Below are 26,995 nucleotides of genomic sequence, written 5' to 3' on the forward strand. Positions count from 1 at the left end.
GCCTTAAAGGAAGGAAATGGGGTCGATATCGATATCGACCTTTGCTCCACCGGTGGGTTTGATATCCCCCAGCCACTGACGCAGGATCGGCTGCACGGCAATGCCCCGCATGGTCCGTAGCAGCAACCTGCGCCTGTGCCGTCCGCGCAGGACGGCAAGCGGAGCGGGAGCCGGTCCCAGAACCTGCACCCCTTCCCGCTCCGGCGCGGAAAGCGCAATTTCCCGCGCCAGCGCGTCCGCCGCATCCGCACTCGGCGCGCTCACGATCAGCGCGGCCAGCCGTCCATAAGGCGGCCAGAACGAGGGCCGTCTCTGCTCGGCTTCCTGCTCCATGAAGGTCTGGAAATCGTTGGAAACCAGCGCCGTCATGACCGGATGTTCGCCGACATAACTCTGAAGCAGCACGTGCCCGCGATGCTCCGCACGGCCTGCACGGCCCGCAACCTGATGCAGAAGCTGCACCGTCCGCTCGGCTGCCCGCAGATCCCCGCCCCCAAGCCCCAGATCCGCATCCACGACGCCCACGAGCGTCAGTTTTGGGAAATGCCAGCCCTTGGCGACGATCTGCGTGCCAATGATGAGATTGACCTCCCCATCCGTAATCTTCTGCACAGCCTCCGCCGTGGCAGCCGGGGAGCCGAGCGTATCGGAGGACATCACCAACAGTTTCGCTTCCGGGAACCGCAGCTTGGCCTCTTCCGTAATGCGCTCGATTCCCGGCCCGATGGGGACGAGCGAATTCTCGGCGTGACACTCCGGACAGTCCTTGGGAATCCGTTCGTTATGCCCGCAGTGATGGCAGGTCAGGATACCCCGCGCCCGGTGCTCCACCAGCCAGGCCGAGCAGTTCGGACACTGCATCCGGTGTCCGCACGCCCGACACAGCGTCAACGGCGCATAGCCGCGCCGGTTGAGGAACAGCATGGCCTGCTCCCCTTTCTCCAGCGTCTCATCAATGGCGGTGCAGAGCTTGGGAGACAGAAACAGGCCGCGTTCCGGCGGATCGGCCCGCATATCCACGAGTGAGACATCCGGCAGGGTCGCTCCGCCATGGCGCGCCGTCAGGAGTTCGTGCCGGTAGCGTCCACTCTCCACATTCGCCAGCGTTTCGAGCGAGGGTGTGGCGGAAACGAGAATGGCCGGCGCATCTGCCAGACGCGCGCGAACAACCGCCATGTCACGCCCATGATACATGACGCCCTCTTCCTGTTTGAAGGCGCTTTCATGCTCCTCGTCCACCACAACGAGACCCAGATCAGCAAACGACAGGAACAGCGCAGACCGCGCCCCGACCACAACACGCGCACTGCCTTCCGCCACGGCGCGCCAGGTCTCTCGCCGCCGTTTGGCCCCGAGATCGGAATGCCAGACAGCAGGTTCGGCTCCGAAGCGCCGGATGAAACGGTCCGTCCACTGGGCGGAGAGCGCGATTTCCGGCAGCAGGACCAGAACCTGCTTTCCCTTGGCCAGACAGGCGGCCACGGCCTCGAAATAGACCTCCGTCTTGCCCGATCCGGTCACGCCTTCCAGCAGCGTGACCTGAAACCGCCCGGCCTCGACGGGACCGCACAATTCCTGCGCGACTTCAGCCTGTTCTTCGGAGAGCTTCGGTGCGCCATGCGTCGGGTCCGGCAGACCGAACGGAGCAGTCGGAGCAATGACGGCCTCCCGCAGCAGACCGGCCGTGGCGAGGCCGCGAATGACGGCCGCACTCGCCCCGCTGCGATCCCCCAGTTCGGCAGTGCTCATGGGTGTGGAAGACGCAAAATTCAGCACGGACCGGCGCGGGGGCGTAATGCGCAGATCGCCTTCCGGCATTTCCGTCCGGACCCAGCCCAGAGTGGGTTTAGGTGCATCTTTCAGATGAATGCGCGTCGCCATCGCCAGAACAAGCCCCGGCGGGGTGAGCGTATAGGCCGCAACCCAGTCGATAAAGCGACGCAGGCTCTGCGGGAGCGGGCGCACCTCCATTTTTCCAACGACGGGCCGCAGACGTTCGAGCGGGAGTTCACGCCCCACAGGCAGCGCAAAATCCGGCGGCAGGGTGCGATCGGTTTCCCACACGCAGCCCACGGTTTCCCGGCGCCCTAGCGGGACCGTCACGAGGTCTCCGGGCTCAAGCGACATCGGCGCGAGATAATCGAGCGGCCCCGGAAACGGCAGCGGCACGAGCACCGAAACGCGCGTTCCGGTGGAAGGTGGCTTTCGCCAGGGATCAGGCTTGGATAGGCTGCTGGATGCCATGACCGTATCTAACCTCCCACGCTGCGAAATGCCATGACCGCATCCCTGATGGCGCTCGATGCCCTGCGCGACTGGACTGAATGGCTGACGCATGAAAAGCGCTCCAGCCCCCGCACGGTCGAAGCCTATCGCCACGACATCCTTCTGGCGCTGACGTTTTTCCAGCAGCATCTGGGCGGCGAGGTCACGCTGTCGGATTTGGGGAAACTCTCCCTCGCGGACCTGCGCGCCTGGCTCGCCCATGAGACGGCCCGTAGCGAAAAGCCGACCCGCCGCGCCACCAGCGCCGACTCGCGGGCACGCTCGCGGGCACGACATGTCTCAGCACTACGGTCCTTTTTCCGGTATCTGGCCCTGCGGCACGATCTCTCCAACCCCGCGCCGTCCTTGCTCGCTACGCCGCGCATGAAAAAGCGTCTGCCGCGTCCGTTGGGGCAGGAGGCGGCTTTGGCGGCCCCGGAAGGCATCTCCGATGACGCCGAAACCAGTCAGGCCGCCCTGCGCGACCGGGCGCTGTTCACACTGCTTTACGGCACAGGACTACGGATCGGCGAGGCACTGTCGCTGGATATCCGGGACCTGACGAATGCGGGGCAGAACATGCTGCGCGTGGTCGGCAAAGGCGGCAAGGAACGGCTCGTGCCTTTGCTTCCGGCAGTCATCGAAGCACTGGAAAGCTGGACAGCGGCCCACCCCACTCCCGCGCCCGATGCGCCCCTGTTCTGCGGCGTGCGAGGCGGCCGTCTCAATCCCGGTGTGGCCCAGCGCGCCATGCGGAACTGGCGCAAAGGCGAAGGCCTGCCCGATTCCGCAACACCCCACGCCCTGCGCCATTCTTTCGCAACACATCTGATGGAAGGCGGCGCGGACCTGCGCACCATTCAGGAACTCATGGGCCACGCCAGCCTGTCCACCACACAGGCCTATACGCTGGCGGACGAAAAACACCTGCTGGATGTCTGGCGCAAAGCGCATCCCCGTGCGGATCAGGGCTCATGAAACGCGTCGTGTCCGCTGCACTGGTTCTGGGCTGCTACATGGCGACAGCCCATGCTGCTCCCGTCTGCGAAATGGCGCGCGCCGTGGTGCTGCCACTGCGCGATGATGGCGGTTATCTGAGCGTGCCAGTGACGGTGAACGGCCACAGTGCCTCGATGATCGTCGATACAGGCTCCGAAGGCAGCCTCATGACTCCGGGTGGCGTCGCAGCCTTCCGCCTGCCCCCCGATCCCCAGCACCGGACGATGATGCAGGGTCCGAACGGCGCGCCGCGCGTCGTGCCAAATATCCGGATTCAGGACCTGAAACTCGGCACACCGCGTTCGGGAGAACTCGCGCTCGGGGCCGGAACGATGGCGGTTGGCGCTCTCCCCGGCTCTCCCATGATCACGCCGCCCGTTTTCGGACTACTGGGTGCGGATGTTCTGGCGGATTACGATCTGGAATTCGATGTCCCGCACCAGCACCTGACATTATGGCGCGTCCGTCTGGGCTCTCATGCCTGCCAGCCCCCACCCGCGTGGAGCGGCCGCTGGACAAGCGTGCCCGTCCGCCGGACCTCAGGCCGCCTGACGGTACCTTTCACATTGGACGGATTGAGCGGGACGGCCCTTCTGGACAGCGGCGCGCGCTCGCATATCGTCAGCACGGATTTCGCCCATCGTCTCGGCCTGACGAACGAGCAGCTCGCCCTTGATCCGGGCGGCATGACGTCGGGCGTGGATCTACACGAACGCGCGTATCACTGGCACCATTTCAAACGCTTTGAACTGGGCGGCACCGTCTGGAGCCGCCCTGTCCTGACCGTCGCTCCGGTTCACGATCAGGCCGACATGCTGCTGGGCTCGGACTGGTTCGCCCATCACGACATCTGGCTGTCCTACGCCACCGGGCAGCTCTTTTTCCGGTAAATTCTACCGACGATATTATGACCCATCACCGGCCGGCGCAGGCGATCGCGCTGGCGGGTCTGAACTCTCGGGAGGCAATGTCGATGTCAGAATAACTTCTGCCACAGGCCCGGAAATTCCATGCGCCGTGATGGAAAGCTGAAGATGCACAGCACCCTGTTCATAGGCAAAAATTTTCTGGGCCGCACCACGCTGCGGGTCCTGCTGCTGCAGGAGAAGGTTGAGCGTGGCATGGCGGGCCAGAAGCTGATCCCGCAATTCCGTCTGGACGTTCGCGACGTTTCCCTGCCGCATCACGACCTGACAATGCCCTTTGTCGAGCGACACAAGGGCCATCTGTCCATAGACCGTACTGGCCACATAAACACGTCCCGGATTGCCGTGCAGAAACCCTTCCCGCGTCGGGGGCGGTCCTTCAGGAAGGTGATAGCGTGCAGCCCATTCCCGCAAACCGGAAGGATTACCCGTGAAGGAAAGACAGCTCTGACCAAACAGACCGACGGCATTCGCAGCGCCCAAATCGCGGGCGGAGGCCGGCACACAGAACAAAAGGGCGACCAGAACGGAGGTCGGCCCGATTATTCCGCAAAATCGTAATGTCATGGTCCCTCTTTCTTTCCTTCACCACTGACCGACACGTTACACTCCGAAACTGTTCACGAGAAACCCATAAAACCTTATTAGAATTCCATAAATTAGCTGGGTATGCCTTGAACTGACCCTCAGAAATAAAAAAAGCTCCTCCCGCAAAGGAGGAGCTTTCGGGCCGATAAGGCTCGAGTGATGTGTCAGATCATTCGCCCTTGAGGCGGGAATTGCACTGCGACCAGTAGCCGCCGCCCTTCTGGATCCATTTCAGGGAACCGTTGCCGCCAGTCGCCTTGTTGGCGTTGTACTGGGCGACGCAGATCTTCTGGCGGGCGCGGCCGGCGGAGAGTTTGCTGAACTCGGGGGAAATGGCGGTCGGGAACACGACATTGCCCGAGGACGCCGTAGACGCCTTCGGAGCGATCGGGGCTTTCGTACCAGCCGGAGACGAGTCCGCAGGGGCGGCGCTTGCAGGAGCGGCTGGGGCTGTCGTGGTCGGAGCGGTTGTGGGGGCAGCAGCCACAGGCGTGGTGCCAGAGGCAGCCGGAGCAGCGGCCTTGGCCGTATCACCACAGGAAGCAGCCTTGAATGCCTTGTAAGACTGGCCGTTCAGGGAGCCATTCTGCTTGGCCGTCTTGAACGCGGCGTGGCATTCCTTGGCGGTCAGGGCGTGAGCGGGGGCGACGCTCAGACCTGCGGTCAGCAGGGCTGCGAGGGAGAGGCCGGAAAAGGCTTTTGTAAACGTCATGCAGAAAGAACCTTCATTCTGAAATCGGCGGGAGATGACAGCCCCCGCAGCTTGACCGCCAGAGACGCGCGATCAGTTGATGCGCTCACCGTGCAGAACCATATCGAGACCTTCACGCTCCTCGTCAGGCGAAACCCGCAGGCCCATCGCCAGATCCAGAACCTTCAGGATCACGGTTGTCATGATAACACACCAGACAATCGTCACCCCTACGGCCTCGATTTGCGCTATGACCTGATGGACGCTGGCGACCGTTCCAGTCGGGTTGGAGGCCGTGGCCGAGAGCGGACCATAGGCGAACGCACCCGTCAGGATGGCGCCGATGATGCCGCCCGTGCCATGAACGCCGAACGCATCAAGGCTGTCATCGTAACCGAAACGATGCTTGAGCCATGTGGCGCTCCAGAAGCATCCCGCTCCAGCGATCAGGCCAATAACGACCGCACTTCCCGGCAGCACAAAACCCGCCGCAGGCGTGATGGCGACCAGACCGGCCACCGCCCCCGAAATGATGCCCAGAGCCGTTGGCTTTCCCGTCCGCGCCCATTCGACAACCATCCAGGCCACACCGCCAGCAGCAGCCGCGACCTGCGTCGTCAGCATCGCCATACCCGCACGGCCATTGGCACCCAGAGCAGACCCGGCATTGAAGCCAAACCAGCCTACCCAGAGCAGGGACGCGCCGATAATGGCGTAGGTCAGGTTAAACGGGGAAAAGTCTTCATGACCCAGCCCCTTGCGACGGCCGAGAATGATGGCACAGACCAGACCGGCCACACCGGAATTGATGTGCACGACCGTCCCGCCCGCAAAATCCACCGCACCAAGCCCGGCGACCCAGCCGGTCGGGCTCCACACCCAATGCGCGACCGGGGCATAAACGAGCAGAAGCCACGCCACGCTGAACAGGCACATGGCGGAAAACTTCATACGATCCGCATAGCCGCCCGTGATGAGCGCGGGGGTGATGACGGCAAACGTCATCTGGAACATCATGAAGACGCTCTCAGGGATCGTCATCGTCACGGCAGCGGGGGTTCCGGCGCCCAGCGTGAAGGCAGAATCGACGCCCGCGCGGAAATTATCCGCCACACCATGCAGCATGACGCGCGACAGATCCCCGATCCACGGCGAGCCGGTCGAGAACGCAAGGCTGTAGCCCGCGACCATCCAGACGAGGCTGGCAATGCAGCAGATCATAAAAGACTGGATGAGCGTCGCCAGCACGTTTTTCTTGCGGACCATGCCGCCATAGAACAGCGCCAGACCGGGAATGGTCATCATCAGCACGAAAGCCGTACTGACGAGCATCCAGGCCGTATCGCCCGTATCGATGGGCGCGCGCATCAGAGCGCGCCCTCGCCGGTTTCTCCCGTGCGGATACGGATAAGCTGGTCGAGGCTGGAAACCATGATCTTGCCGTCACCAATCTTGCCAGTGCGGGCTGCGGTCATGATGGCTTCGATCACGTCCTCGACGATCGCGTTGGAAACGGCGACCTCGATCTTGAGCTTGGGCAGGAAGCTGACATGGTACTCGGCGCCACGATAGATTTCGGTCTGGCCTTTCTGGCGACCAAAACCCTTGACTTCGGTAACTGTCAGACCCTGAACACCCAGCGGGGTCAGGGCTTCACGGACGTCATCAAGCTTGAAGGGTTTGATGATGGCAGTAACGAGCTTCACGAACGGCATATCCTCGTTGCGATCAGGTAATCTTTGTCAGAGTATGCCCCAGATCATGCCAGTCTCATAATGATATTGGCAGTCCAGCCGTCTCGTTTCTGTTGAAATTCCCATGAAGAGTGGCCCAAACGCCCCCTCAGGCGCGACCGGGCATGGCGGTGGGTGGGGAGCCGGGCATATCCGGGCCGCGATAGGGACCATCCTGCGGCCGGTTGACCGGCGGCACGACCAGAGCATCGGGCCATGCGTTCTGATCGGGAGCGCCAGAGACGATGGCCGTGCGGCCTCGCGGCAGACATTCCGGCATTTCCAGACGCAGGCGACGCAGCATCCGTTCGCGGATGTCGCACGCCAGATTCCACATCGCGTCCGCATCCGGCGCCCCTGCGATCAGACGGATGGACATGACCTGCGCATTGCTGTCCGCGATCTGGCAACCGATGGAGGTCTTGTCCTGATCCCAGTCCGGGCATTTGGCCAGTTCCTCGAAATACATCTCCCGCAGGCGGTCAACCGGCGTCTGGTAATCCAGCCAGAGAAACAGGGAGGCGATCAAAGACGGCGAACTGTGCGTCCAATTCTGGAACGGATTCTCAAGGAAATACGAGATCGGCACGATATAGCGGCGACGATCCCACGTCCGCAGAACAACATAGGTCGCGTTGATTTCCTCCACCCACGCCCAGTCACCGTTCAGAATCAGCATATCTTCCATACGGATGGGCTGGGTGACGGCAATCTGGATACCCGCGATCAGGTTCGTCAGGGCCGGACGCGCGGAGAGACCGACGATCAGGGATGCCGCACCAGCAGACGCAAACAGCGACACGCCGAATTTCTGCACCGAATGGAACACCATCAGCGAGGACGCGACCGTCAGCACACCGAACGAAATCTCGATCAGGCGCCGCAGGACACGGATCTGTGTCTGGTGCGAACGGACCGTGATATCGTCCATGTGCTCCTTGGCACTGATCCGCGTCAGATACTGATCCGTCAGCAGACGGAACGTCCGGATGATGCCGAAGCCAAGATTGAGAATGAACAGGCAGATGAAAATCTGTTCCAGAAACGAGGTCGTTGCATCGGTGAACCCGATCGTCGCCTGAAGGGCCGCGCTGGCGGCGATAATCATCAAACCATTGCGGATGGGCGCCCGCAGCCGGGCAATGATGGCATGAATGAACTGGATGCGACGCAGACCCGGCAGCCGCGGGAGGGCATCCGTGATGATACGACTGGATAGCAGCGCAATACCCGCCGCGAACATCAGAACCAGAATCGAACCAAGCGGAGCAGGGAGCCAGTCCAGCATATGTCCGAGCCGGCTGATGGAATTGACGTAGGAATGTTCGATCATGCGGTCTGCGGTTCCTTATCTTCTCGCTGCATATGGTCTTGGCATCTGCTGATTGAGCGGTACGGGCACCCGCAAAACAACATCATCGACCCCGGTTCGTTCCCGAATCAGATGACCAGATCGAAATCATCATGAACCGTGTCGGTTGAAATCGTTTCCGTTAGAGCACAGAAGCGTCACAAAGATGAATCTTGGCGCTCAGTTTTTACCTGAGCGATACGGTTTGACTATGGATCGCAGATTCATTTTCATGCTGATTTTAACGTTATAGTTCAGCAGTTCAAGGACAGCCGCATGGGGTACAATCTCGAGATTACGCGCAACCCCATCTGGTCTGGCAGGCCCGGCAGCCCCCTGTTGCTGGAAGAGTGGTTCAACGTCATCACGAGCGATGACGAACTCCAGTTCGCCGTATCGAGCGAACCCAGGAAATATCCGACACAGGATGCGGAATGGCTCAATCATCCCGCCGCCTCCAAAAAGCCGGAAGACACGTTGTTCTACTGGGCCGGAAACGCCATCAGCTGCAAATATCCAGATGAACAGCAGATGGCCAAGATGGTCCGGATCAGCCGTCGCCTCAAAGCCGTTGTCGTTGGCGACAGTGGTGAGCGCTACGATCTGGACCCGAACGGCAAGGTCGTGGTCAATGATGAGGCAGCCCCGGAACTGCCCCTGCCCCTGATTTACGGTGCGGGTGCGCGGTCCTGCGCGGATTTCACACAAGCCATCGGCGACACAGCATCTCCCAACAGCGTGATTTTCTACAACTGGTATCTCGGGTTTGTGACGGCCATCAACGCCGCCCGCCACCAGGACGGAAAAAGCGTGATGACACTGAATCTGACGCCCGAAGTGGTGCGCGAGGATCAGGCCTTTCTCATCCAGTACTGCCGGGAACACCCCGAGCGCAGTTTCCATCAGGCTGCCCTCACTCTGCTTCAGATGCGCCTCGCCCGCTGCCCTCCATAAGGAAAGCGCCCCCTTCCGCTCAAACCCTCGCAGGAGTAGGACAGGGGCAGGGAGATGAGTACGATGAAAAAAACCCATTACGACCTCTGCATCAACGGCGCCGGCCCTGTGGGCGCTACGCTGGCGTGTCGTCTGGCGGCAGAGGGCGTGCGCGTCCTGCTCATCGACCGCAATGCCCTGCCCGGCATGGAAGATCCCGCTCTGGACGGGCGGGCCTATGCCATCGCGGAAGGCTCCCGCCGGATGCTCGCGGACGCAGGCATCTGGGACAATCTGCCCAATGTGGCCCAGCCGATCCACGAAATCCGCGTGGCAGACGGACGCCCGCATGAGGCCCCCTCCCCGCTGACGCTGCATTTCGGCCCGGAAGACGCCCCCGAAGGACAAAGTTTCGGCTGGATGGTCGAAGCGCGGGACCTGCGGCTTGCGATCAACCAGACGCTGAAGCAGTACGACACGCTTGATGTCCATGCGCCGGATCTGGGAACATTCACGTTCCACCCCGATCATGTCTCCATCCGTCTGGCCTCAGGCAAAACCGTGACGGCGAAGCTGGCCGTGGCAGCGGAAGGACGCCGTTCCCCGCTCCGCCGTCAGGCGCGGATTGGCCTGACCAAGATTCCGTATAACGAGTACGGCATCGTCGCGACGATCGCGCATGAAAAGCCGCATCATGGCGTAGCGCTCGAACATTTCCTGCCGGAAGGCCCGTTCGCACGCTTGCCCATGCCCGGCACTGCCGAACATCCGCACCGTTCCGCCATCGTCTGGGCCGAAGGCGAAGGCCGCGCCCAGCGTTTCCATGATCTACCAGACGAAATCTTTGCCCGCGAAATCAAGGCGCGCATAGCGGACGAGGATCTGGGCGACATCACCCCGACCGGACGGCGCTGGATTTACCCGCTCTCCGCGCAATACGCCCACAGCTATATCGGCCCGCGCCTCGCTCTGGCGGGTGACGCCGCGCACGGCATCCACCCCATCGCAGGTCAGGGACTAAACATCGGCTTCCGGGACGTGATTTCGCTCGCAGACCTGCTGATCGAGGCGCATCGCACGCGCAAAGACATGGGCAGCCGCGAGCTTCTCGTCCGCTATCAGCGCAACACCCGCCCAGGCAACATGGCAATGCTGGCCGCCACGGACGCGCTGGAGCGCCTGTTCGGCAACGACAATCCGGTCCTGCGCCGCCTGCGCGATATCGGCATCGCAAGCGTACAGCGCTTCCCCGCCCTGCGCCGGGCCTTCGTCCGAAAGGCCATGGGCGTATGACGGAAGCCATCATCGAAACGCCCCCCGAAAGAACATCGGACCTCACCGCCTTCTGGCAGGATATGCAGTCACAGGCCTGCAGTTGCCACGATCCGCTGATTCAGGACGTGTTTTCCACCAATATCGGAGACCATCCGGACTTTGCGTCTGCACTGGCCTCCCTTCTGGGCACGAAACTCGCGGACCGCTCCATCCCGGCTACGACGATCACCCGCCTCGTCGCCTCGATTCTGAGCGCCGATCCCGATATCGCCGAAGCAGCAGCAGCCGACATTCTCGCGACCTATGACCGCGACCCGGCCTGCCCGGACCTCGTCACGCCCTTCCTATTCTTCAAGGGATGGCAGGCGCTTCAGGCCTACCGGATCTCGCATCATCTCTGGACGCGGGGCCGTCAGCATCTGGCCCATCATTTCCAGAGCCGGATCAACGAGCTCTTCGCCATCGACATTCACCCTGCAGCCCGTCTCGGCCGCCGACTAAGCATCGACCACGGTACAGGAATCGTCATTGGCGAAACCTGCATCGTCGAGGATGATGTCTCGCTGTTTCAGGATGTCACGCTGGGCGGCACGGGCAAGCTGAGCGGCAACCGTCACCCCATCGTGCGGCGCGGTGCCATGATCGGCGCAGGCGCACGAATTCTCGGACGCCTCGTGATCGGGGAATATGCGCGGATCGGTGCGGCTTCGGTCGTTCTGGAAGATATTCCGGCCTATTCCACCGCCGTCGGCAATCCGGCGCGGATCGTGGGCACCACACCCCGGCCTGCCTAAAGAAAGATCAGGGTCCAGAGCTTATGCCCCGGACCCGGCTGCCTCTTACTTGTTCGAGAACTTGAACGTTGTCGTATAATCGAATGTCTGACCCGGCTTGAGTTCAGTCGTCGGGAAAGACGGGTGGTTCGGGCTGTCGGGGTAATGCTCGGCCTCGAAGGCAATCGCGTCGCCCTGACGATAGGCATGACCGGACACCCCGGCATAGCCACCATCCAGCGAATTGGACGTATAGACCTGAAGCCCCGGCTGGTTCGTCAGGATTTCCATGCTACGGCCCGAACGCGGATCATAGACCTTGCCCGCCAGACGCGGCGCCTGACCAGACTTCCCGTTGACGACCCAGTTCATGTCATAACCACGCGCATACATCATCTGCTGGTCGTTGCTACGCAGACGATCGCCGATAACGGTCGGCTTGCTGAAATCGAGCGGCGTCCCGGCGACGGGCGCGATCTGGCCAGTCGGAATGGATGTTGCGTCGGTCGGCGTAAAGCCATCCGCGTTGATCTGAAGAATTTCCGGCTCGATGGAGCCCGAACCCTCGCCGTTCAGATTCCAGTAGCTGTGATTCGTCAGGTTCAGAACCGTCGGCGCGTCAGTCGTGGCAACATAATGCAGCGACAGGGCGTTGTCCGTGCCCAGCGTATAGGTCACATGCGTCGTCAGCTTGCCCGGAAAGCCCTGATCGCCGTCCGGGCTGACCAGCTTGAGCGTCACATACGCGCCATTGTCGTTGGTGCCGGTCTTCTCGATCGTCCAGACGTTCTTGTCGAAGCCCTTCTTGCCGCCATGCAACGCATTCGGCGGAGCCGTCACGTCCGTGTGATAGATCTTGCCCTCCACGGGAAAGCTGCCGCCTGCCAGACGGTTCGCGTAACGACCGATGATGGCGCCGAAGAACAGACCGCCCTTCGCGCTATCAACCGTATAGCCCTTCAGGTTGTCGAACCCGAGAACCACGTCCTGAACATGTCCTTCGCGGTCCCGCGTCTCGACGGACTGGATAATGCCGCCATAGGTGATGATACGGGCCGTGGTACCGAGACCGTTCTTCAGGGTCACGATCCGCACGGGCTTGCCATCCGGCGTACTGCCCCAGGGCTGATTGGCCACGGTAGGGTGCGCCTGCGCCACACCGGCGCTCAGGGCCAAAGCTGCGACAGTGGCGAGAAACGTACCCTTCGAGCCGAAGAATCTGGACATTGAAAACCTCCCGGGTGTTGAGTTGAGGCCACACTGATCTCAAAAATCCCGAAGGGTCAAAGCCCTGAAAGCAGCCGAAAAGCATCTGGATCGTTAAAGCATCTGGCCTCTTCAAACGCGCAGCATTTGCAGACATACAGGGATGCACGCTATCGGAGGATACGTTATGACTACGCCCCTCCGCAGTTTTCCGCGACGGATGGCGCGTGGCCGATCGGGGTTCATGGAGTCCTTCAGGGAACGGATTACGAAAATTTCCGTTTTCCGGTGACTTCTTCGTGAGCACTGGGCCGGGAAGGGTATTTTGGGGATGGTTATGGACTTTCGGCAGGACGACAACGCAATCCGGGAGACGCGCTCACGCCGTGTGTCACGTCGCAGCAGGACTCTCGCAGGTGCGCTCGCCCTGCTGGCACTGGGCGCCTGTGGCTCAATGCGTAACCCACCCCCGACAGATCCGGACGATCTTGCGGACTACAAGGCCGCGAACGATCCCTACGAGCCCTTGAACCGCAAGATGTACAACGTCCAGATGTGGGCCTATCACAAAGTCCTGCGTCCGGTCGGCAAGGCGTGGATCTGGGCCATTCCCAAGCCCGTGCGTCACTCTATCGCGAACATCAACGAAACCTGGCGCGAGCCTGCGGTGTTCTTTTCCGACGTCGGCGCCGGCAAACCGCGTCGTGCGGGCGACGCCTTCATGCGCTTTGCAATCAACATGAGCGCTGGCGTCGGTGGTTTCTTCGATGTCGCCGGTCTTGTGGGCTACAACCAGCATGAAACAGATCCGGGCCTGACGATGGGCACCTGGGGCGTGGCGAGCGGGCCTTACCTGTTCATCCCGTTCGTCGGCCCGTCCAATCTCCGTGACGGCGCGGGTTACGGTATCGGCCAAGGTCTGACGCCGATCAACTATGTGCCTCGCGGCTATGATCTGCTAACCTTCAACTGGGCTTACAACGTGGCCGGAACAATGGAAGGCTATGCCAGTTCCATCGACCAGATCGACCATGTCGAACAGGACAGTCTGGACCCGTACTCCTATATCCGGAGTGCATGGCAGCAGAACCGCCAGAGCCAGATCGACACGATCAAGAACGACGACCGCGCAACCACCCCCGACTGGTACAACTGAGGACAACGACATGTTCAACGTATTTTCGCGCCGCACTGTTCTTGGGGCCGTTGTCTCCCTCGCTGTCGCAACGGGGGCCGCGCAGGCCAGCACGGCAACGGACTTCGTGAACTCCTTCGGAGGCCGTCTGGTACAGGTCGTCAACTCGCACGAGTCCCTGGACCAGAAGAAGAAAGAAGTCCTTCCCCTGCTCAAGGAGAATGTCGACATCACGGGGATCGGCCGCTACTGCCTCGGCAAGTACTGGCGTACGGCAACGCAGGCCCAGCGTGACAAGTACATCTCCCTGTTCGATCAGGTTCTGGTCAACACCATCACAGACCAGATCGGCAGCTATCAGGGTGTGAGCTTCCGTGTGACCTCAACGGCTGCAATCCCTGAGGGCGAGCGCGTCAACGCCCTGATTGACCGTCCGGGTCAGCCTGAAGTCAACATGCAGCTCATCATCGGCGGCAACCCGCCCAAAGTGGTGGACATGTACGGCGAAGGCGCCAGCCTGCGCATGAACCAGCGCGGCGATTACAGCTCCTATCTCGCGCGCCATAACGGTGACGTCGACGCACTGAACGCCGCTCTCGAACGTCAGCTCAGCCACCACCAGTAAGACATCAGGCAGGACCGCCCGGCACAGACCGGTCCTGCCTCTCTGCTCAGCGCACTGGGCGCTGAACCGTGACATGATACCGGTAGATCGTGTCCCGACCTGTAAACAGGACGTCTGTCCTGCCCTCCCGTCGTCCCATGATTTCTGCGACCTGATGGGACACAAGATTGATACTCAGAATATCCGGAAGTGGCGTCGAGGCTGACTGGACGTTTGGGGGAAGAGCCACAATCTCGCTCGCACCGGTCTGAAGCGTGATGGTCCGGTCCATGACATGCACGCCATTGACCACGCTTTCCACGGGCTTTGACATCTCGGCAGAAGCCTGAGAAGCAAAAAACAGGACGACAAGTCCCAGACCTCGTGTGCAGACAGTCCCAAATCTCACAGACAACTCCCACCCCAGATGTAACAAACCTTTTCGGTTTAATATGGATAGGCAGGAGCATCTGAAAACACAACGGCTCCCCTTGCCATCCGGAAAATCCGTGAAGGTTTGTCAGCCCGCCGTGATGTCGTAAAGAAACATCGTATCGCCATCGCGATCGAAAGTGGCCGTATGGCGCAGCCCCAGACTGCCCAGAACCGTGCGGGAGGCCAGATTGTCTTCCCGCGTGACGGCCACGATACGCTTTTCACCCGTATCCAGCACATAGCGCAGGGCCGCCGCCGCGGCTTCACGGGCAATGCCACGCCCGGCAGCCCACGGGAAAATGGAAAACCTCAGACCAAGCCCACGCCCGTCAGGACGTTCGTGAACGCCAGTAATCCCGACGAAGCGGCCATTTTCGCGGATCGAAAATATTCCTACGCCCCGTCGTGCCCAGAAGCTGACGTCTTCCGCCATTTCCTGCTCGGTCGTCGTACGGTTTCGAACGCCGCCCAACATCCGCGCAAACGCACCGGCATCACTTTTGAGCGCAACCATGTCTTCGAGGTCCGGCCAGTTGACCGGAGTCAGAACAAGCCGGGCGGTTCGGATTTCACGCCCCAGCACGCAGCTCTCCCCAGACCATCAGCAGAAACCTTCAGCGGACAGGATCGCCCCGTCCGCTGAACGGAAAACGCCGGATCAGCGGGCCAGCGGGCGGTACTTGATGCGGCCGGGTTCGGTCGCGTCCGGGCCCAGACGACGACGCTTGTCGGCTTCGTAGTCTTGGAAGTTGCCTTCGAACCACTCGACATGGCTGTCACCCTCGAACGCGAGGATATGCGTGGCCAGACGATCAAGGAACCAGCGATCATGGGTGATGATCACGGCGCAACCTGCGAATTCTGCCAGAGCGTCTTCGAGAGCACGCAGCGTATCGACGTCAAGATCATTGGTCGGCTCATCGAGCAGAATGACGTTGCTATCTTTCTTGAGCATCTTGGCCAGATGGACGCGGTTGCGCTCACCACCCGACAGGATGCCCACGCGCTTCTGCTGGTCGGAGCCCTTGAAGTTGAACGCGCCAACATAGGCCCGTGACGGAACCGTGCGCTTGCCAAGCTGGATGACGTCCGTACCGCCGGAAATTTCTTCCCAGACCGTCTTGTTGTCATCAAGCGTGTTGCGGGACTGATCGACGTAACCCAGCTTCACCGTCTCACCGATCTTGAGCGAGCCGCCATCAGGCGTGTCGTCACCCGTGATCATCTTGAACAGCGTGGATTTACCCGCACCGTTCGGCCCGATGACACCCACGATGCCACCCGGCGGGAGCTTGAAGTTCAGATTGTCGATCAGCAGACGATCGCCATAGCCCTTGCTGAGATTCTCAGCCTCAATGACCGTGCCCCCCAGACGCGGACCCGGCGTGATGACGATATCCGCCGTCCCGCCTGCGCGCTCGGCATTGGCGGCCAGCATTTCCTCATACTTCGTGATACGGGCCTTGCTCTTGGCCTGACGGGCCTTGGGCGAGCTGGAAATCCACTCCTGCTCGGCCGCAAGGGCACGCTGACGGGAGCTTTCTTCCTTCTCTTCCTGGGCCAGACGCTTGCGCTTCTGTGTCAGCCAGGACGAATAGTTGCCTTCGAACGGATAGCCGCGGCCACGCTCGATTTCGAGAATCCAGTTGGTGACGTTGTCGAGGAAGTAACGGTCATGGGTGATGACCATGACGGTACCGGCATAGTCACGCAGCGTCTTTTCGAGCCAGCTCACACTCTCGGCGTCGAGATGGTTGGTCGGCTCATCGAGCAGCAGGATTTCAGGCTTTTCAAGCAGCAGGCGGCACAGGGCCACGCGGCGCTTTTCACCACCCGAGAGGTTCGTCACCGGGCTGTCAGCGGACGGGCAGCGCAGGGCGTCGAGCGCGATCTCAAGCTTGCGGTCCAGCTCCCAGCCGTCGCCAGCATCGATCTTTTCCTGAAGATCGGCCTGCTCGGCCAGAAGAGCCGTCATCTCATCGTCGGACATCGGCTCGGCGAACTTCATCGAGATCTCGTTAAAGCGGTCCACAGCTCTTTTCAGCTCACCGAAACCCAGAGCCACGTTCTCGCCGACCGTCAGGGTCTCGTCGAGCTTGGGCTCCTGTTCGAGATAGCCGATGCGCGCGCCTTCTGCGGCCCAGGCTTCACCGCCATATTCCTTCTCGATGCCGGCCATGATCTTGAGCAGCGTGGATTTACCCGCACCGTTCACACCCAGCACACCGATCTTGACACCCGGCAGGAAGGACAGCGTGATGCCCTTGAAGACTTCACGCCCACCCGGATAGGACTTCGTGAGGTCCTTCATGACATAGACGTACTGGTAGGCGGCCATGGGAGGTCTCCTCAATCGGTGGATGGGCGGGGAAGACGCGGAACATCTGTCCCGCGAAAATCAGATCGGCACACCGTGCGCCCGGAGGGACTCGAACCCCCAACCAAGCCGTTATGAGCGGCCGGCTCTAACCAATTGAGCTACAGGCGCGCGGGTGCAGTCCGCAATCGCCCAACTCGGGTCTTTTTGCAAGGGCTGACATGGTGGAATGTGTCTTTTTAAGTTAGTGTGTCACGCCTTCCCGTTCCCTAAAGGCCGTTCAGGCGACCTTTGCTGCCGTTGCGAGATGGCCTCACTGGTCCGTATTGCCTGAAGGGATGTCCGATGCCTGCAAATAGCGCGAAAATACCCAGCAGTACCTCCCAGACATGATACAGGCCGGGCCGGTCGCGCTTATCCGCAAACTGCGCTGGCTCTACGCTCCCGATCCGGTCATGGCCGGATATGCGCTCCGGACGACCTTCACGTCCCTGCTCGCACTCGGAATCGCGCTGCGGATGGAGCTTGGCAGCCCGCAATGGGCCGCGCTGACCGTCTGGATGGTCGCACAGGGCACACGCGGACGCAGCCTTGCGAAAGCCAAATGGCATCTGTTCGGCATGGTGGTCGGCGTCATCAGCGGGATCATTCTGGTTGCGTCATTTCCGCAGTCGCCCCTGATGTTCATTCTCCTGCTGGCGGGCGGGATCGGCGCGTTCTGCATGATCGGCACCTTCATGCCCGGTCCGGCATCCATGACGAACTACCGCATCCACGGCATGCGGGCCTCAGGCTTCACCTACGCCATCGTCTCGCTCGACGGCATCGCGGACCCGCACCACATCTTCGCCATCGCCATGGCGCGCGCCACCTACATTCTGCTTGGCATCGTGCTCGAAGCCTCGATTTCCGGACTGTTCCAGCTCGGTCTGACCAAACGCACGCGCCATCAGCTTGCCAGCACATTCGAAGACACGCTCAAACCCGCCCTGACCGGCATCGCAGACATCCTGACCGGCAAGGAAGGAGCGATGCAGAACGTGCAGGGTATCTTCACCCAGATCACGACGCTCGGCGATCAGGTGGAGTTCGCGGAAGTCGAACTGGGCCGCCGCGATCATGCCGGAGACCACGCCCGCGCGGCGCTGGCGGATATCGCGGTCCTGCTCGCCCGCGCCCTCGATCTCGCGACCCTCATGCGCCTGCCGCTCAGTCAGGACGACATGTTCCATCAGGAAGCCGAGGCCATCCGGGAGGTGTTTCTCAAACTCCCCGCCCGACTGGAAGGGACGGAAAGCATGAGCACCATTCTGGCCGATCTGCTGGCCCTGCGCCGCCAGTGCCGCCAGAAAGTGGTGATCGATTTCAACACTGTGCAGCCGGACGATGCCGCACGCGAAGCCGTCCTGCGCCACGGGATGCTCCAACAGGCCCTCGTTGAACTGATCGACTCACTCCGCATGGCGTTAAGCCAGTTCGAGGCCAGCCGACACCCCGAAGCCCACGACCACTTCCATGCGCCGATCCGCTCCTACCGCGACTGGCAGCAGGCCATTACCAACAGCCTGCGCTCTTCCGTCACGGTCTTCGGGGCGGGCCTCATCTGGATCTGCACCGCATGGCCCAGCGGACTGACCTTCATCATGTTCGTCTGTATCGTGTGCAGCCTGTTCTCGACACTGGAGCGTCCCGCGTTGGCCACGCAGGCGTTCCTGCGCGGAGCCTGCTGTGCAGTCGTCGCAGCGGGCATCCTGAATCTGGCCCTGATGGGCAAATCCACGACGTTCGAAATGCTGGGCATGTGGTCCGGACTGGCCATGATGATCGGCGGACTGGCCTTCGCCTATCCGCCCCTGACCCTTCCGGCCGTGTCGTACAACCTCTTTCTGCCCATTCTGATCGGCCCGTCCAATCAGGCCAAAACCGACGAAATTACCTATTTCAACACGGCCCTGCCGCTCGTTCTGGGCCTACTCTACGCCTCGTGGATGTACCGCGTCTTCCTGCCCTACGATCCCGCCCATCAACGCTGGACCATGCGCGAAAACATCCTGCGCGACCTGCATCGCATCGCGGATGGCAGCGCCCGGGAGACGGTGGACAGTGTAGTCTCGCGCAATGTGGACCGTTTCGTCCGGCTTATGACCAATTCGGGTTCGACCCCCTCGCCCGTCATTCAGGCCTATCTGACGGGAATCCTGTCGGGCATGCGCGTCATGCTCAATCTTCTGCGCCTTCAGGCCGTCCGTCGCGATACACGACTGGGACGGGATGCCGGAAAGGCGCTCGCCCTCGTCATGGGGCGCATGAGCCATTTCAGCGGGCGCTATCACGGACATTACGGCCGTACCCTGCGCGCAACGAAGCTCGCAATCCTGCATCTGCGCACATGCGAGCGCAACGAATCCCGCCCCCGCGAGCGCTTCATCCTGATCGCCGCCCTGACCAGTCTGGACGTCATTGCCACGGAACTGGACACGAACCGCGTTTTCTTCGACGCGAACAGCCCGTATCTCGATCCGTCCGTGCGATCCGAGGAACTGGAATCCACCGGCTGAACACTGGCTAGCTCCCCGGCTCCCCTTGGGCTGACACAATCCTCACGAACCGATCACGAAGAAATGTTCTGAAACACACTTCCCTTTTCCGGGAAACGGAGGAATTGTTCGTTTTCAGCCGCGGGATACCGCGGACGACAGGTTTAAGACCTACTGGGTTTCAGAACTAAGGATACCGTGATGTTTCGTCGTATCGTGCCCGCTCTCGGCCTCGCCCTCGGGCTCGGTCTGGCTTCCCAGGCCGCCATGGCACAGGAACAGTCCCCCCCGCCCCCGCCGGCCGTTCAGGGCACGCCGAGCAAGGACTTCACGGGCGTTTCGCCCGCCAACCTCGCTGGCATCATGAACTACTGCGTCGAGCAGCAGTACGTGTCCTATGACGAAGGCAATCCGGTTCTTTACGGGCTGAGCGAGAAGTACAAAGCCACCGAACAGACGGTCGGCAATTTCGACTACGCGCTCGGCACCGCCGGTTACTTCGACAGCAATGGCAAGCGCTTCTACCTCGTGGCTTACACGAACGAAGACGACCGCCGCGCCGCCTGTCACGCCGCCGTCAAGGCCGCACAGCCGATGCTCTGAGCCCTGCCCGCAGGACCCGGATTTTCGCAAAAACTCCCCTGCCCCGCGGCACGGGGAGTTTTTTTATGCCTGCTTCCCATCCCCGGCCCGGACTTCTTCCTTTCCGCTCTGGGCAGGGGCCACGGGCGCCGGTACTATCACCGCCTCTCCAAACAGTTCAGGACATGAACATCATGGACATTTCCAAGATCTCGCCCGGCAAGGACCTGCCCAACGACATCAACGTCGTCATCGAAATCCCGCAGGGATCGCAGGTGAAGTACGAAGTGGACAAGGACAGCGGCGCCCTCGTCGTGGACCGTTTCCTCTTCACGCCGATGGCCTATCCGGCAGCCTACGGCTTCATTCCGGGCACGCTGGCCGCCGATGGCGATCCGGCTGACGCCCTTGTCCTGACGCCGTCCGCCGTCGTTCCGGGTGCCGTGATCCGTGCGCGCCCGATCGGCATGCTGAAGATGGAAGACGAAAGCGGACAGGACGAAAAGATCATCTGCGTCCCCCACGACAAGGTCCACCCGCAGTTCACGAACGTCCATTCCGTGGACGACCTGCCGGAAATCACGAAGAAGGCGATCACGCATTTCTTCGAGCGTTACAAGGATCTGGAACCCAACAAATGGGTCAAGGTCACGGGCTGGGCTGACAAGGCCGCAGCAGGCGAAGTCATCATGGCTTCGGTCGCCGCCGCCAAGTAAGCCCCGGCTCCAAGTCGGAGGGACGCCCTGTGGCGCACCTTCCTGACGGGTACGATTTCAAAACCCCCTGCTTCCTCTCGGAGGCAGGGGGTTTTGTTTGATATCACATATATTTGTGAAAAATTATGATATAAGTAACATTATATTGTGTTCTTTACCGGTAAATATATGTTACCTCGAAAAGGCTAACCTGCTTTTCCAAGGAATCAGCGGATTGTCTCGAGTCCATCTCCACGCAGCTTTCTGCCTGGCCACATTTCTTCCGTCCTGCGTCATGGCCCAGAGTGTTGGGACCCAGACCGCCACAGGGACCTCCTCAACACCCAGAACGGGATCCGCTTCCGACCGGACGCTCTCGACCTTTCAGGCCTATAGCCCGGACGCAAAAGTTACTCAGATCAAGGTTACAGCACCGCAGCAGGGAATTCCGCCGGTCATCTGGCCGTCCGAAAACTCGGAACTCCCCAGCGAGCGCGTCAACACGCCTCTGAACCAGATCTATTTCGGCAATGAATGGGTCCCCCCTCTTCCAAAGCCCGAAGCTCTTCTGACCGATCCGTTCGGCTGGAATACGTGGCTGCGAGACCGTGGCGTGGCGTTAACGATGGACACCACCAACGAGTTTTCCGGCGCCATCACAAGCCCGACGCCGGGCTATGGACTGAGACAAGGCAGCAGCAACGCCGGCCAGTACAGCCTTGAGAACGATATCGACTGGGAAAAACTCGCCAATGTCCGGGGCTTCTCAACCCATGCGCTCGTCGTGGGCCGGTACGGTATCCCTGGCAGCCGCATGTTTGGCGACAACCTCAACCCCAGCTCCGAAATCTACGGCGCAGGCGGTAACGTGGTCGTCCATCTCGTCTATGCTTACGCCGAAGAGACAATCGCCAAAGGCCGTGTGGACCTTGCAGCCGGTCGTATCCCGTTCCTGAACGATTTCTCATCCAACCCGCTGTACTGCACCTTCCAGAACAACGCGTTCTGCGGAAACCCGAAAGCATCGTCAGACAACACGACCCATTCGTCCTACCCGGATGCAGGCTGGGCTTTCCGCGCCCGGACCCGCCCGACCATCAGCACCTACATCCAGACGGGCGTGTATTTCGCGCAGGCCGGAATTTACGGCAACACGCAGTACCGCACGGGCTTCAAGTTCAACGGCGGCGACATCCACGGCGAAGCAATCCCGGTCGAAGCCGGTTGGGAACCACTGTTCGGCAGAGACAAGCTGCCCGGCCACTACAAGGTCGGCTACGCCATCGACAACGCGCCCCACAAGGACAACTACTATGACATGAACGGGCAGCCCTATGTCATCAGCGGCCTACCCGCCCGCACCGTGAACTATTCATGGTCCGCCTGGGTTCTGGCCGACCAGATGGTGCTGCGTCATCACGTCAAGGGCAATGCCGATGCCGGCCTGATCCTGCTGGGCGGCATGTACGCCAACAGCCCGCGCACCCAACTCCGTGGCCAGCAGTATTTCGCGGGCCTGATCGATACCGGATTCTGGGCTTCACGCCCGCTGGATACGATCGGTATCAACTTCTCCTATGTCCGCGTTTCCAAAAACGCGACCGCGACGGAACGGCTTCAGGCCCTGTATGGCGTGCCGCTCATGGCAGGCTCCCTGACACCCCAGACATTCGGCGAAGTTCTGGAAGCCACATACCGCATCCACGTGATGCGCGGCGTCACCTTCGCGCCCGACTTCCAGTACTACTTCCGTCCGGGCGCACAGAAAGCCCTCAAGGACGCCGCAATGCTTGGCTTCAAGAGCCACATTCAGTTCTTCTGAACTGAATTCTCTATCCGGGAAGTATGCCCTCACGGGTGCCTTCCCGGATACGCCGCTGGCCTGACCGGCGATTTTCCAGAAAAGCCAAATTTCGGACAGCACCCGTCGAACAGACTCACGTGCGTAGCGAAAATTTCCCGACCGCAATACGGAAGGGACTTGCCAATTATTTTCGGTATTTTTTGATTTTTCTGGAGCGGGCGATGGGATTCGAACCCACGACCCCAACCTTGGCAAGGTTGTGCTCTACCCCTGAGCTACGCCCGCACTCCGTGGAGGGGCTTATGGCCGAATCAGAGCCTCAGCGCAAGAGGAGAAGATGCCATCCAAACGTCACTTTGATCGCAGAATGCAGAAACGAAAAAAGGCACCCGAAGGTGCCTTTTTTTCACTGGAGCGGGTGATGGGATTCGAACCCACGACCCCAACCTTGGCAAGGTTGTGCTCTACCCCTGAGCTACACCCGCACTCCGTGGAGGGGCTTATGACCGAATCAGCAAAACCGCGCAAGAGGGATTTTTCGATTCTGATGCAATATCCACTTCTCCGCCCCCTCCGACATGGTGTGGACTTGCACCCAAGGCAGACACATCCGATCTTTCAGGGAACTTGTCTTCCCAGCGAACGGTCCCCGCCCCCATGAGCAGCACATTCGACGAACACCTGATCGGCCAATCCACCCAAACACCCCCGGCAGGCACAACCGCCACCATCATTGATGCCGATCAGTCCAGCTTCATGGCGGATGTGGTGGAAGCCAGCCGCACGATTCCGGTTCTGGTGGATTTCTGGGCGCCATGGTGCGGCCCGTGCAGGCAGATGACGCCCGTTCTGGAAAAAGTCGTCCACGCGGCCGGCGGGCGGGTCAGACTCGTCAAGGTGGACGTGGAAGCCAACAAGGCCCTCGCAGCGCAGCTCGAACAGCTTGGACTGCCGCTCCAGTCCATTCCTGTCGTCGTGGCGTTCTGGAAAGGGCAGGTTCTGGATCTTTTCCAGGGTGCCCAGCCGGAAAGTGAAATCCGCCGCTTCGTGGAGTCTCTCCTCAAGCTGGCCGGAGACGTCATGCCCGCCACGGAAATTCTGGCAGCAGCGCGTCAGGCCCTTTCAGACGGCCATGCGGATCAGGCAGCCGGTCTGTTCTCGCAGCTTCTGGAAGCAGAACCGGAAAGCCCGGAAGGCTGGGGCGGCATGATCCGTGCACTGGTTGCCCTGAACGAACCGGAAGCCGCCGAAGATGCTTCCTCGCAGGTCCCGGCCAAGCTGGACACTCATCCGGAAATCACAGGCGCTCGTGCCGCGCTGGCGCTGCATGTGGAGGGCACCAAAGCCGCCTCGGAACTCGACGCCCTGCGCCAGCAGAGCGCCGCAGCGCCCGATGATTTCGATCTGCGCCTCAGACTGGCCGCGGCTCTCAATGGAGCCGGTCAGCGGGCACAGGCCGCCGATACGCTGCTGGACATTCTCCGCACCGACCGGGACTGGAACGATGGCGCAGCAAAAACCGAGCTTCTGCGCTTTTTCGAGGCGTGGGGACACACAGACCCTGATACGCTGGCGGCAAGACGCAAACTTTCTTCCCTTCTGTTCTCGTGAGCCGATGACCGAAACACCCGATCTCCCGCCTGACGACGTACCGAACGCGCTGTCGGACGATTTTCCGGACGAGCTTCCCCGGCGCGCTCCGCCCCTGACGGAACTGACGCTTGCGGATATTCCGCCGCGCGTCGGCCTGTTTCCGCTGTCAGGCGCGCTGCTGCTGCCGGGCGGGCACCTGCCGCTACTGGTCTTTGAAGCGCCTTATGTGGCACTGCTGGAGGATGCACTGGCCGGACGCAGGATGATCGGCGTGATCCAGCCCCTCATGGACCCTGACACGGACGAGCATTCCCTGCTCTACCGGACGGGAACGCTGGGCCGCATTACGGAATTTGCCGAACATGTGGACGGCACCTTCACCGTTACCCTGCTCGGAATTTCGCGCTTCCGTCTGATCCGTGAAACTCCGACAGAACGCGGGTGGCGTGAAGGGATCATTGACGCAACCCCGTTCGCTGCGGATCTGGTCGAAGAAGATCCAATGCCGATCAACCGCGATCTGCTGCTGGAAGGCCTGAAGACCTATCTCGATTCCCGTGACCTTCAGGCAAGCTGGCCGCTGATAGAAGATATGGATGATGAGACGCTGCTGGTTGTCCTGCCGATGCTCGTGCCATTCACGCCAGTGGAAAAGCAGTCCCTGCTGGAAGCCATGACGCTGGATGAACGCGCCGAGCTCTTGCTGGATCTGCTTGAGAGGGGCATGGAATAGTCATGACGACTGAACTCGATCCCCGCCTCCTCTCCCTTCTGGTCTGCCCTCTGACCAAAGGACCGCTGACCTATGACCGCGAGACCCAGGAGCTTATCAGCCCCCGGGCCAAGCTCGCCTTCCCGATCTGCGACGGAATTCCGGTCATGCTGGCAGACGAAGCCCGTGCGATCGACGCCTGATCTCTGGACCTGAGGTCAGGCCTTTTCCCGAATACCCTTCTGAGAGGGCATTTTTGGAACGGAAAGCGGCCCTCCCCCCTGTGAAGGGCGGGACTGGGCTTTGCGAACCTTGAAGTTCCGAACGACGCGCGTCAGTTCCCCGGCATCGCCGACCAGTTTCTGGCTGGCGCTGCTGGTCTGATGGACGATCGCGGCATTGCTCTTGGTTACGCCTTCAAGCTGCGTCGTGCTGGCATTGATGTCCATAATGCGCTGGGCCTGCGCCTCAGCACCCGAAGCAATCTGCCCTACGGCCGTTCCAAGACGCTCGACAGACGTGGTGATGTTACCAAGGGCCGTCCCGGTTTCGTCAACCATCTGCACGCCGCGTTGTACGTCCTGCATGCTGCTGGCGATCAGCGATTTGATTTCCTTGGCCGCTGTGGCGGAACGCTGCGCCAGCGCCCGGATTTCCTGCGCGACAACAGCAAAACCGCGCCCCGCATCCCCGGCATGGGCGGCTTCCACACCGGCATTGAGCGCCAGCAGGTTGGTCTGAAATGCGATTTCGTCGATAACGCCGATAATCTGGACGATCCGGTTGGACGATGACGAGATCTTGGCCATCGCCTCGACAGTCTTGCCGACGATTTCGCGGCCCTGTTCCGTTTCCTGACAGCAGTCAGCCACGGTCGTGTCGGCCTGACGGGCTTCATCTGCCACGGCTTTTACGGAGGATGTCAGCTCGGCAATGTTGCGCGCTACAGCCGCAAGAGCATCCACCTGTTCGGCGATGCGGCCGGTGATGTCTTCCGTAGAGCCGCTGATTTCGCGGGCTCTCTGTTCCACGGCGCCCGAAGTTTCACGAACGGCATGGACGATGCGCCCAAGCCCTTCGCAGGCACGATGGAACGCGCCCCCCATACGGCTTGAACCATTTTCCAGCGCAGGATCAATCTGCTGGACCAGATCGCCGCCAGCCATGCGATCCAGCGCATCCGCCAGAGCATCCGACAGGGCGGCAAGGCTTTGGATTCGCTCATTTTCCGCACGCGAGCGTTCCTGAACGTCCAGATTCTGATTGTAGGTTTCCAGCCCAAGCTCCATGTCCAGCAGGCCACAGCGGATCAGAAGTCCGATCTGGGAGGCGGCTTCCTCAGCGGAGGTTCCTCTGGCCGGACGGCGCAGAAGACGGTCCAGAAAGCTGCGGCGCGGCTCGGGCCAGTACTTGCGAATCAGCCCCGTAACCATGCCTTCGATTAGCAGGGCGTACGCACCGACATACCATTGGGGTTTAAGGCCGATCCGGGCATGCGTATTGCCGATCGCGCGGGTGCTCGCGACGTACTCGGCGCCGAAATCACCTTCGAGGATCTGCTTCCAGTGCTTTTCCTGCTGACTGCGCGCGCCGTTACGGTGCTGTTCGCTGGAAAAGAACTTGTTCAGGGCCGGAGTCTTGAGAATCCGACCATAAAAATGGTCCAGCGCAGCCCCCAGAACGCTCAGGGCCTGCGGTCGGATTCGGGCCAGATGGGCTTTCTCAGCCGCGCCGATGCCAAGAAAAAGCAGTCGTTCGGCAATGTCTGCCTTGACCTGCTCAGTCATAGTCGGAGTCTCCAGAGCGTGGATTTGGCGCTTATTCAAAGCAAAGCCCCTAAC

Annotated in this window: 25 protein-coding genes and 3 tRNA genes; 14 read left to right on the plus strand and 14 right to left on the minus strand. The window is 61.1% G+C overall.

Annotation, left to right across the window (positions count from 1 at the left end; translation table 11 throughout):
* Window positions 1-3: 3 nt before the first annotated feature.
* Window positions 4-2,244 carry a primosomal protein N' gene (locus ABDK74_RS07495; protein ID WP_346003330.1) on the minus strand — a complete coding sequence of 747 codons (2,241 nt, stop codon included), beginning with the start codon at window positions 2,242-2,244 and terminating at the stop codon, window positions 4-6.
* A 45-nt stretch (window positions 2,245-2,289) separates the two neighbouring features.
* Here ABDK74_RS07495 and ABDK74_RS07500 point away from each other — a divergent pair, with 45 nt between their 5' ends.
* Window positions 2,290-3,243: a tyrosine recombinase XerC gene (locus tag ABDK74_RS07500; RefSeq protein ID WP_346004184.1), complete on the plus strand. Its 954-nt coding sequence runs from the start codon at window positions 2,290-2,292 to the stop codon at window positions 3,241-3,243.
* Entirely contained in the window at window positions 3,240-4,154 is a 915-nt protein-coding gene (locus ABDK74_RS07505) for a retroviral-like aspartic protease family protein (RefSeq protein WP_346003331.1), read from the plus strand. Before ABDK74_RS07500 ends, ABDK74_RS07505 begins: the two co-directional genes overlap by 4 nt.
* Before the next feature lie 15 nt (window positions 4,155-4,169).
* Here ABDK74_RS07505 and ABDK74_RS07510 read toward each other — a convergent pair whose 3' ends face one another.
* From ABDK74_RS07510 to ABDK74_RS07530, 5 genes are all read right to left on the minus strand, one after another.
* Window positions 4,170-4,757, minus strand: a complete 588-nt coding sequence (locus tag ABDK74_RS07510; protein ID WP_346003332.1) for an NMCC_0638 family (lipo)protein — start codon at window positions 4,755-4,757, stop codon at window positions 4,170-4,172.
* A gap of 190 nt (window positions 4,758-4,947) precedes the next feature.
* A complete protein-coding gene (locus ABDK74_RS07515; protein WP_346003333.1) occupies window positions 4,948-5,490 on the minus strand; it encodes a hypothetical protein in 543 nt (180 codons plus the stop codon).
* 72 nt (window positions 5,491-5,562) lie between these two features.
* Window positions 5,563-6,837, minus strand: a complete 1,275-nt coding sequence (locus ABDK74_RS07520) for an ammonium transporter (protein WP_346003334.1) — start codon at window positions 6,835-6,837, stop codon at window positions 5,563-5,565.
* Window positions 6,837-7,175, minus strand: coding sequence for a P-II family nitrogen regulator (locus tag ABDK74_RS07525; RefSeq protein ID WP_174694216.1), 339 nt, complete (start codon window positions 7,173-7,175; stop codon window positions 6,837-6,839). Before ABDK74_RS07525 ends, ABDK74_RS07520 begins: the two co-directional genes overlap by 1 nt.
* Window positions 7,176-7,311: 136 nt before the next feature.
* Window positions 7,312-8,535: a mechanosensitive ion channel family protein gene (locus ABDK74_RS07530; protein ID WP_346003335.1), complete on the minus strand. Its 1,224-nt coding sequence runs from the start codon at window positions 8,533-8,535 to the stop codon at window positions 7,312-7,314.
* Window positions 8,536-8,829: 294 nt separating this feature from the next.
* Here ABDK74_RS07530 and ABDK74_RS07535 point away from each other — a divergent pair, with 294 nt between their 5' ends.
* From ABDK74_RS07535 to cysE, 3 genes are read left to right on the plus strand one after another with little or no spacing between them, the layout of a single operon-like run.
* Window positions 8,830-9,507, plus strand: a complete 678-nt coding sequence (locus ABDK74_RS07535) for a hypothetical protein (RefSeq protein ID WP_346003336.1) — start codon at window positions 8,830-8,832, stop codon at window positions 9,505-9,507.
* A 54-nt stretch (window positions 9,508-9,561) separates the two neighbouring features.
* Window positions 9,562-10,779: a UbiH/UbiF/VisC/COQ6 family ubiquinone biosynthesis hydroxylase gene (locus ABDK74_RS07540; protein WP_346003337.1), complete on the plus strand. Its 1,218-nt coding sequence runs from the start codon at window positions 9,562-9,564 to the stop codon at window positions 10,777-10,779.
* Window positions 10,776-11,555, plus strand: coding sequence for a serine O-acetyltransferase (gene cysE / locus ABDK74_RS07545; RefSeq protein ID WP_346003338.1), 780 nt, complete (start codon window positions 10,776-10,778; stop codon window positions 11,553-11,555). Before ABDK74_RS07540 ends, cysE begins: the two co-directional genes overlap by 4 nt.
* A gap of 45 nt (window positions 11,556-11,600) precedes the next feature.
* Here cysE and ABDK74_RS07550 read toward each other — a convergent pair whose 3' ends face one another.
* Window positions 11,601-12,761 (minus strand): aldose epimerase family protein, encoded by a 1,161-nt coding sequence (locus ABDK74_RS07550; RefSeq protein ID WP_346003339.1) that lies wholly within the window; start codon window positions 12,759-12,761, stop codon window positions 11,601-11,603.
* A 316-nt stretch (window positions 12,762-13,077) separates the two neighbouring features.
* Here ABDK74_RS07550 and ABDK74_RS07555 point away from each other — a divergent pair, with 316 nt between their 5' ends.
* Complete coding sequence (locus ABDK74_RS07555) at window positions 13,078-13,896, plus strand: VacJ family lipoprotein (RefSeq protein ID WP_346003340.1); 819 nt, start codon at window positions 13,078-13,080, stop codon at window positions 13,894-13,896.
* 10 nt (window positions 13,897-13,906) lie between these two features.
* Window positions 13,907-14,500 (plus strand): ABC transporter substrate-binding protein, encoded by a 594-nt coding sequence (locus ABDK74_RS07560; protein ID WP_346003341.1) that lies wholly within the window; start codon window positions 13,907-13,909, stop codon window positions 14,498-14,500.
* A gap of 46 nt (window positions 14,501-14,546) precedes the next feature.
* On the opposite strand, the gene ABDK74_RS07565 is transcribed toward ABDK74_RS07560, so the two are convergent.
* The 4 genes from ABDK74_RS07565 to ABDK74_RS07580 all read right to left on the minus strand — a co-directional run bounded on the left by ABDK74_RS07565 (window position 14,547) and on the right by ABDK74_RS07580 (window position 17,402).
* Complete coding sequence (locus tag ABDK74_RS07565; protein WP_346003342.1) at window positions 14,547-14,813, minus strand: pilus assembly protein N-terminal domain-containing protein; 267 nt, start codon at window positions 14,811-14,813, stop codon at window positions 14,547-14,549.
* A 186-nt stretch (window positions 14,814-14,999) separates the two neighbouring features.
* Window positions 15,000-15,497, minus strand: coding sequence for a GNAT family N-acetyltransferase (locus tag ABDK74_RS07570; RefSeq protein ID WP_194253881.1), 498 nt, complete (start codon window positions 15,495-15,497; stop codon window positions 15,000-15,002).
* A gap of 75 nt (window positions 15,498-15,572) precedes the next feature.
* Entirely contained in the window at window positions 15,573-17,252 is a 1,680-nt protein-coding gene (ettA, locus tag ABDK74_RS07575; protein ID WP_346003343.1) for an energy-dependent translational throttle protein EttA, read from the minus strand.
* Between the two features lie 76 nt (window positions 17,253-17,328).
* Window positions 17,329-17,402 (minus strand) — tRNA-Ile (locus ABDK74_RS07580).
* Between the two features lie 218 nt (window positions 17,403-17,620).
* Here ABDK74_RS07580 and ABDK74_RS07585 point away from each other — a divergent pair.
* The 4 genes from ABDK74_RS07585 (at window position 17,621) to ABDK74_RS07600 (ending at window position 22,867) form a co-directional block, all read left to right on the plus strand.
* Window positions 17,621-19,789 (plus strand): FUSC family protein, encoded by a 2,169-nt coding sequence (locus ABDK74_RS07585; protein ID WP_346003344.1) that lies wholly within the window; start codon window positions 17,621-17,623, stop codon window positions 19,787-19,789.
* A 180-nt stretch (window positions 19,790-19,969) separates the two neighbouring features.
* A complete protein-coding gene (gene adhS / locus ABDK74_RS07590) occupies window positions 19,970-20,371 on the plus strand; it encodes an alcohol dehydrogenase subunit III (RefSeq protein WP_194253884.1) in 402 nt (133 codons plus the stop codon).
* 173 nt (window positions 20,372-20,544) lie between these two features.
* Window positions 20,545-21,066: an inorganic diphosphatase gene (gene ppa / locus ABDK74_RS07595; RefSeq protein WP_194253885.1), complete on the plus strand. Its 522-nt coding sequence runs from the start codon at window positions 20,545-20,547 to the stop codon at window positions 21,064-21,066.
* Between the two features lie 214 nt (window positions 21,067-21,280).
* The gene (locus ABDK74_RS07600) at window positions 21,281-22,867 is read left to right on the plus strand and encodes a carbohydrate porin (RefSeq protein WP_346003345.1); all 1,587 of its coding nucleotides are present in this window, start codon (window positions 21,281-21,283) and stop codon (window positions 22,865-22,867) included.
* Between the two features lie 192 nt (window positions 22,868-23,059).
* On the opposite strand, the gene ABDK74_RS07605 is transcribed toward ABDK74_RS07600, so the two are convergent.
* Window positions 23,060-23,134 (minus strand) — tRNA-Gly (locus ABDK74_RS07605).
* 125 nt (window positions 23,135-23,259) lie between these two features.
* Window positions 23,260-23,334, minus strand: a tRNA-Gly gene (locus ABDK74_RS07610).
* 172 nt (window positions 23,335-23,506) lie between these two features.
* Between ABDK74_RS07610 and ABDK74_RS07615 the strand changes: the two genes are divergently transcribed.
* Genes ABDK74_RS07615 through ABDK74_RS07625 form a run of 3 tightly spaced genes read left to right on the plus strand, consistent with a single transcriptional unit; the run spans window position 23,507 to window position 25,357 of the window.
* The gene (locus ABDK74_RS07615) at window positions 23,507-24,460 is read left to right on the plus strand and encodes a co-chaperone YbbN (RefSeq protein ID WP_346003346.1); all 954 of its coding nucleotides are present in this window, start codon (window positions 23,507-23,509) and stop codon (window positions 24,458-24,460) included.
* 4 nt (window positions 24,461-24,464) lie between these two features.
* Window positions 24,465-25,175, plus strand: coding sequence for an LON peptidase substrate-binding domain-containing protein (locus ABDK74_RS07620; protein ID WP_346003347.1), 711 nt, complete (start codon window positions 24,465-24,467; stop codon window positions 25,173-25,175).
* A gap of 2 nt (window positions 25,176-25,177) precedes the next feature.
* Window positions 25,178-25,357, plus strand: coding sequence for a Trm112 family protein (locus tag ABDK74_RS07625; RefSeq protein ID WP_346003348.1), 180 nt, complete (start codon window positions 25,178-25,180; stop codon window positions 25,355-25,357).
* A gap of 15 nt (window positions 25,358-25,372) precedes the next feature.
* On the opposite strand, the gene ABDK74_RS07630 is transcribed toward ABDK74_RS07625, so the two are convergent.
* On the minus strand, window positions 25,373-26,941 hold the full coding sequence (locus tag ABDK74_RS07630) for a globin-coupled sensor protein (RefSeq protein ID WP_228120715.1): 1,569 nt from the start codon (window positions 26,939-26,941) through the stop codon (window positions 25,373-25,375).
* Window positions 26,942-26,995 lie beyond the last annotated feature (54 nt).

Origin of the sequence: Gluconobacter sp. OJB, from assembly GCF_039638275.1 — a bacterium.
Classification (GTDB): Bacteria; Pseudomonadota; Alphaproteobacteria; order Acetobacterales; family Acetobacteraceae; genus Gluconobacter; species Gluconobacter cerevisiae.

What these genes read in the sequence shown, in the direction of transcription:
- ABDK74_RS07495 (WP_346003330.1), bottom strand. Translation starts at nt 2,244, where the DNA reads ATGGCATCCAGCAGCCTATCCAAGCCTGATCCCTGGCGAAAGCCACCT.
- ABDK74_RS07505 (WP_346003331.1), top strand. Translation starts at nt 3,240, where the DNA reads ATGAAACGCGTCGTGTCCGCTGCACTGGTTCTGGGCTGCTACATGGCG.
- ABDK74_RS07510 (WP_346003332.1), bottom strand. Translation starts at nt 4,757, where the DNA reads ATGACATTACGATTTTGCGGAATAATCGGGCCGACCTCCGTTCTGGTC.
- ABDK74_RS07515 (WP_346003333.1), bottom strand. Translation starts at nt 5,490, where the DNA reads ATGACGTTTACAAAAGCCTTTTCCGGCCTCTCCCTCGCAGCCCTGCTG.
- ABDK74_RS07520 (WP_346003334.1), bottom strand. Translation starts at nt 6,837, where the DNA reads ATGCGCGCGCCCATCGATACGGGCGATACGGCCTGGATGCTCGTCAGT.
- ABDK74_RS07530 (WP_346003335.1), bottom strand. Translation starts at nt 8,535, where the DNA reads ATGATCGAACATTCCTACGTCAATTCCATCAGCCGGCTCGGACATATG.
- ABDK74_RS07535 (WP_346003336.1), top strand. Translation starts at nt 8,830, where the DNA reads ATGGGGTACAATCTCGAGATTACGCGCAACCCCATCTGGTCTGGCAGG.
- ABDK74_RS07540 (WP_346003337.1), top strand. Translation starts at nt 9,562, where the DNA reads ATGAGTACGATGAAAAAAACCCATTACGACCTCTGCATCAACGGCGCC.
- cysE (WP_346003338.1), top strand. Translation starts at nt 10,776, where the DNA reads ATGACGGAAGCCATCATCGAAACGCCCCCCGAAAGAACATCGGACCTC.
- ABDK74_RS07550 (WP_346003339.1), bottom strand. Translation starts at nt 12,761, where the DNA reads ATGTCCAGATTCTTCGGCTCGAAGGGTACGTTTCTCGCCACTGTCGCA.
- ABDK74_RS07555 (WP_346003340.1), top strand. Translation starts at nt 13,078, where the DNA reads ATGGACTTTCGGCAGGACGACAACGCAATCCGGGAGACGCGCTCACGC.
- ABDK74_RS07560 (WP_346003341.1), top strand. Translation starts at nt 13,907, where the DNA reads ATGTTCAACGTATTTTCGCGCCGCACTGTTCTTGGGGCCGTTGTCTCC.
- ABDK74_RS07565 (WP_346003342.1), bottom strand. Translation starts at nt 14,813, where the DNA reads ATGTCAAAGCCCGTGGAAAGCGTGGTCAATGGCGTGCATGTCATGGAC.
- ettA (WP_346003343.1), bottom strand. Translation starts at nt 17,252, where the DNA reads ATGGCCGCCTACCAGTACGTCTATGTCATGAAGGACCTCACGAAGTCC.
- ABDK74_RS07585 (WP_346003344.1), top strand. Translation starts at nt 17,621, where the DNA reads ATGATACAGGCCGGGCCGGTCGCGCTTATCCGCAAACTGCGCTGGCTC.
- adhS (WP_194253884.1), top strand. Translation starts at nt 19,970, where the DNA reads ATGTTTCGTCGTATCGTGCCCGCTCTCGGCCTCGCCCTCGGGCTCGGT.
- ppa (WP_194253885.1), top strand. Translation starts at nt 20,545, where the DNA reads ATGGACATTTCCAAGATCTCGCCCGGCAAGGACCTGCCCAACGACATC.
- ABDK74_RS07615 (WP_346003346.1), top strand. Translation starts at nt 23,507, where the DNA reads ATGAGCAGCACATTCGACGAACACCTGATCGGCCAATCCACCCAAACA.
- ABDK74_RS07620 (WP_346003347.1), top strand. Translation starts at nt 24,465, where the DNA reads ATGACCGAAACACCCGATCTCCCGCCTGACGACGTACCGAACGCGCTG.
- ABDK74_RS07625 (WP_346003348.1), top strand. Translation starts at nt 25,178, where the DNA reads ATGACGACTGAACTCGATCCCCGCCTCCTCTCCCTTCTGGTCTGCCCT.
- ABDK74_RS07630 (WP_228120715.1), bottom strand. Translation starts at nt 26,941, where the DNA reads ATGACTGAGCAGGTCAAGGCAGACATTGCCGAACGACTGCTTTTTCTT.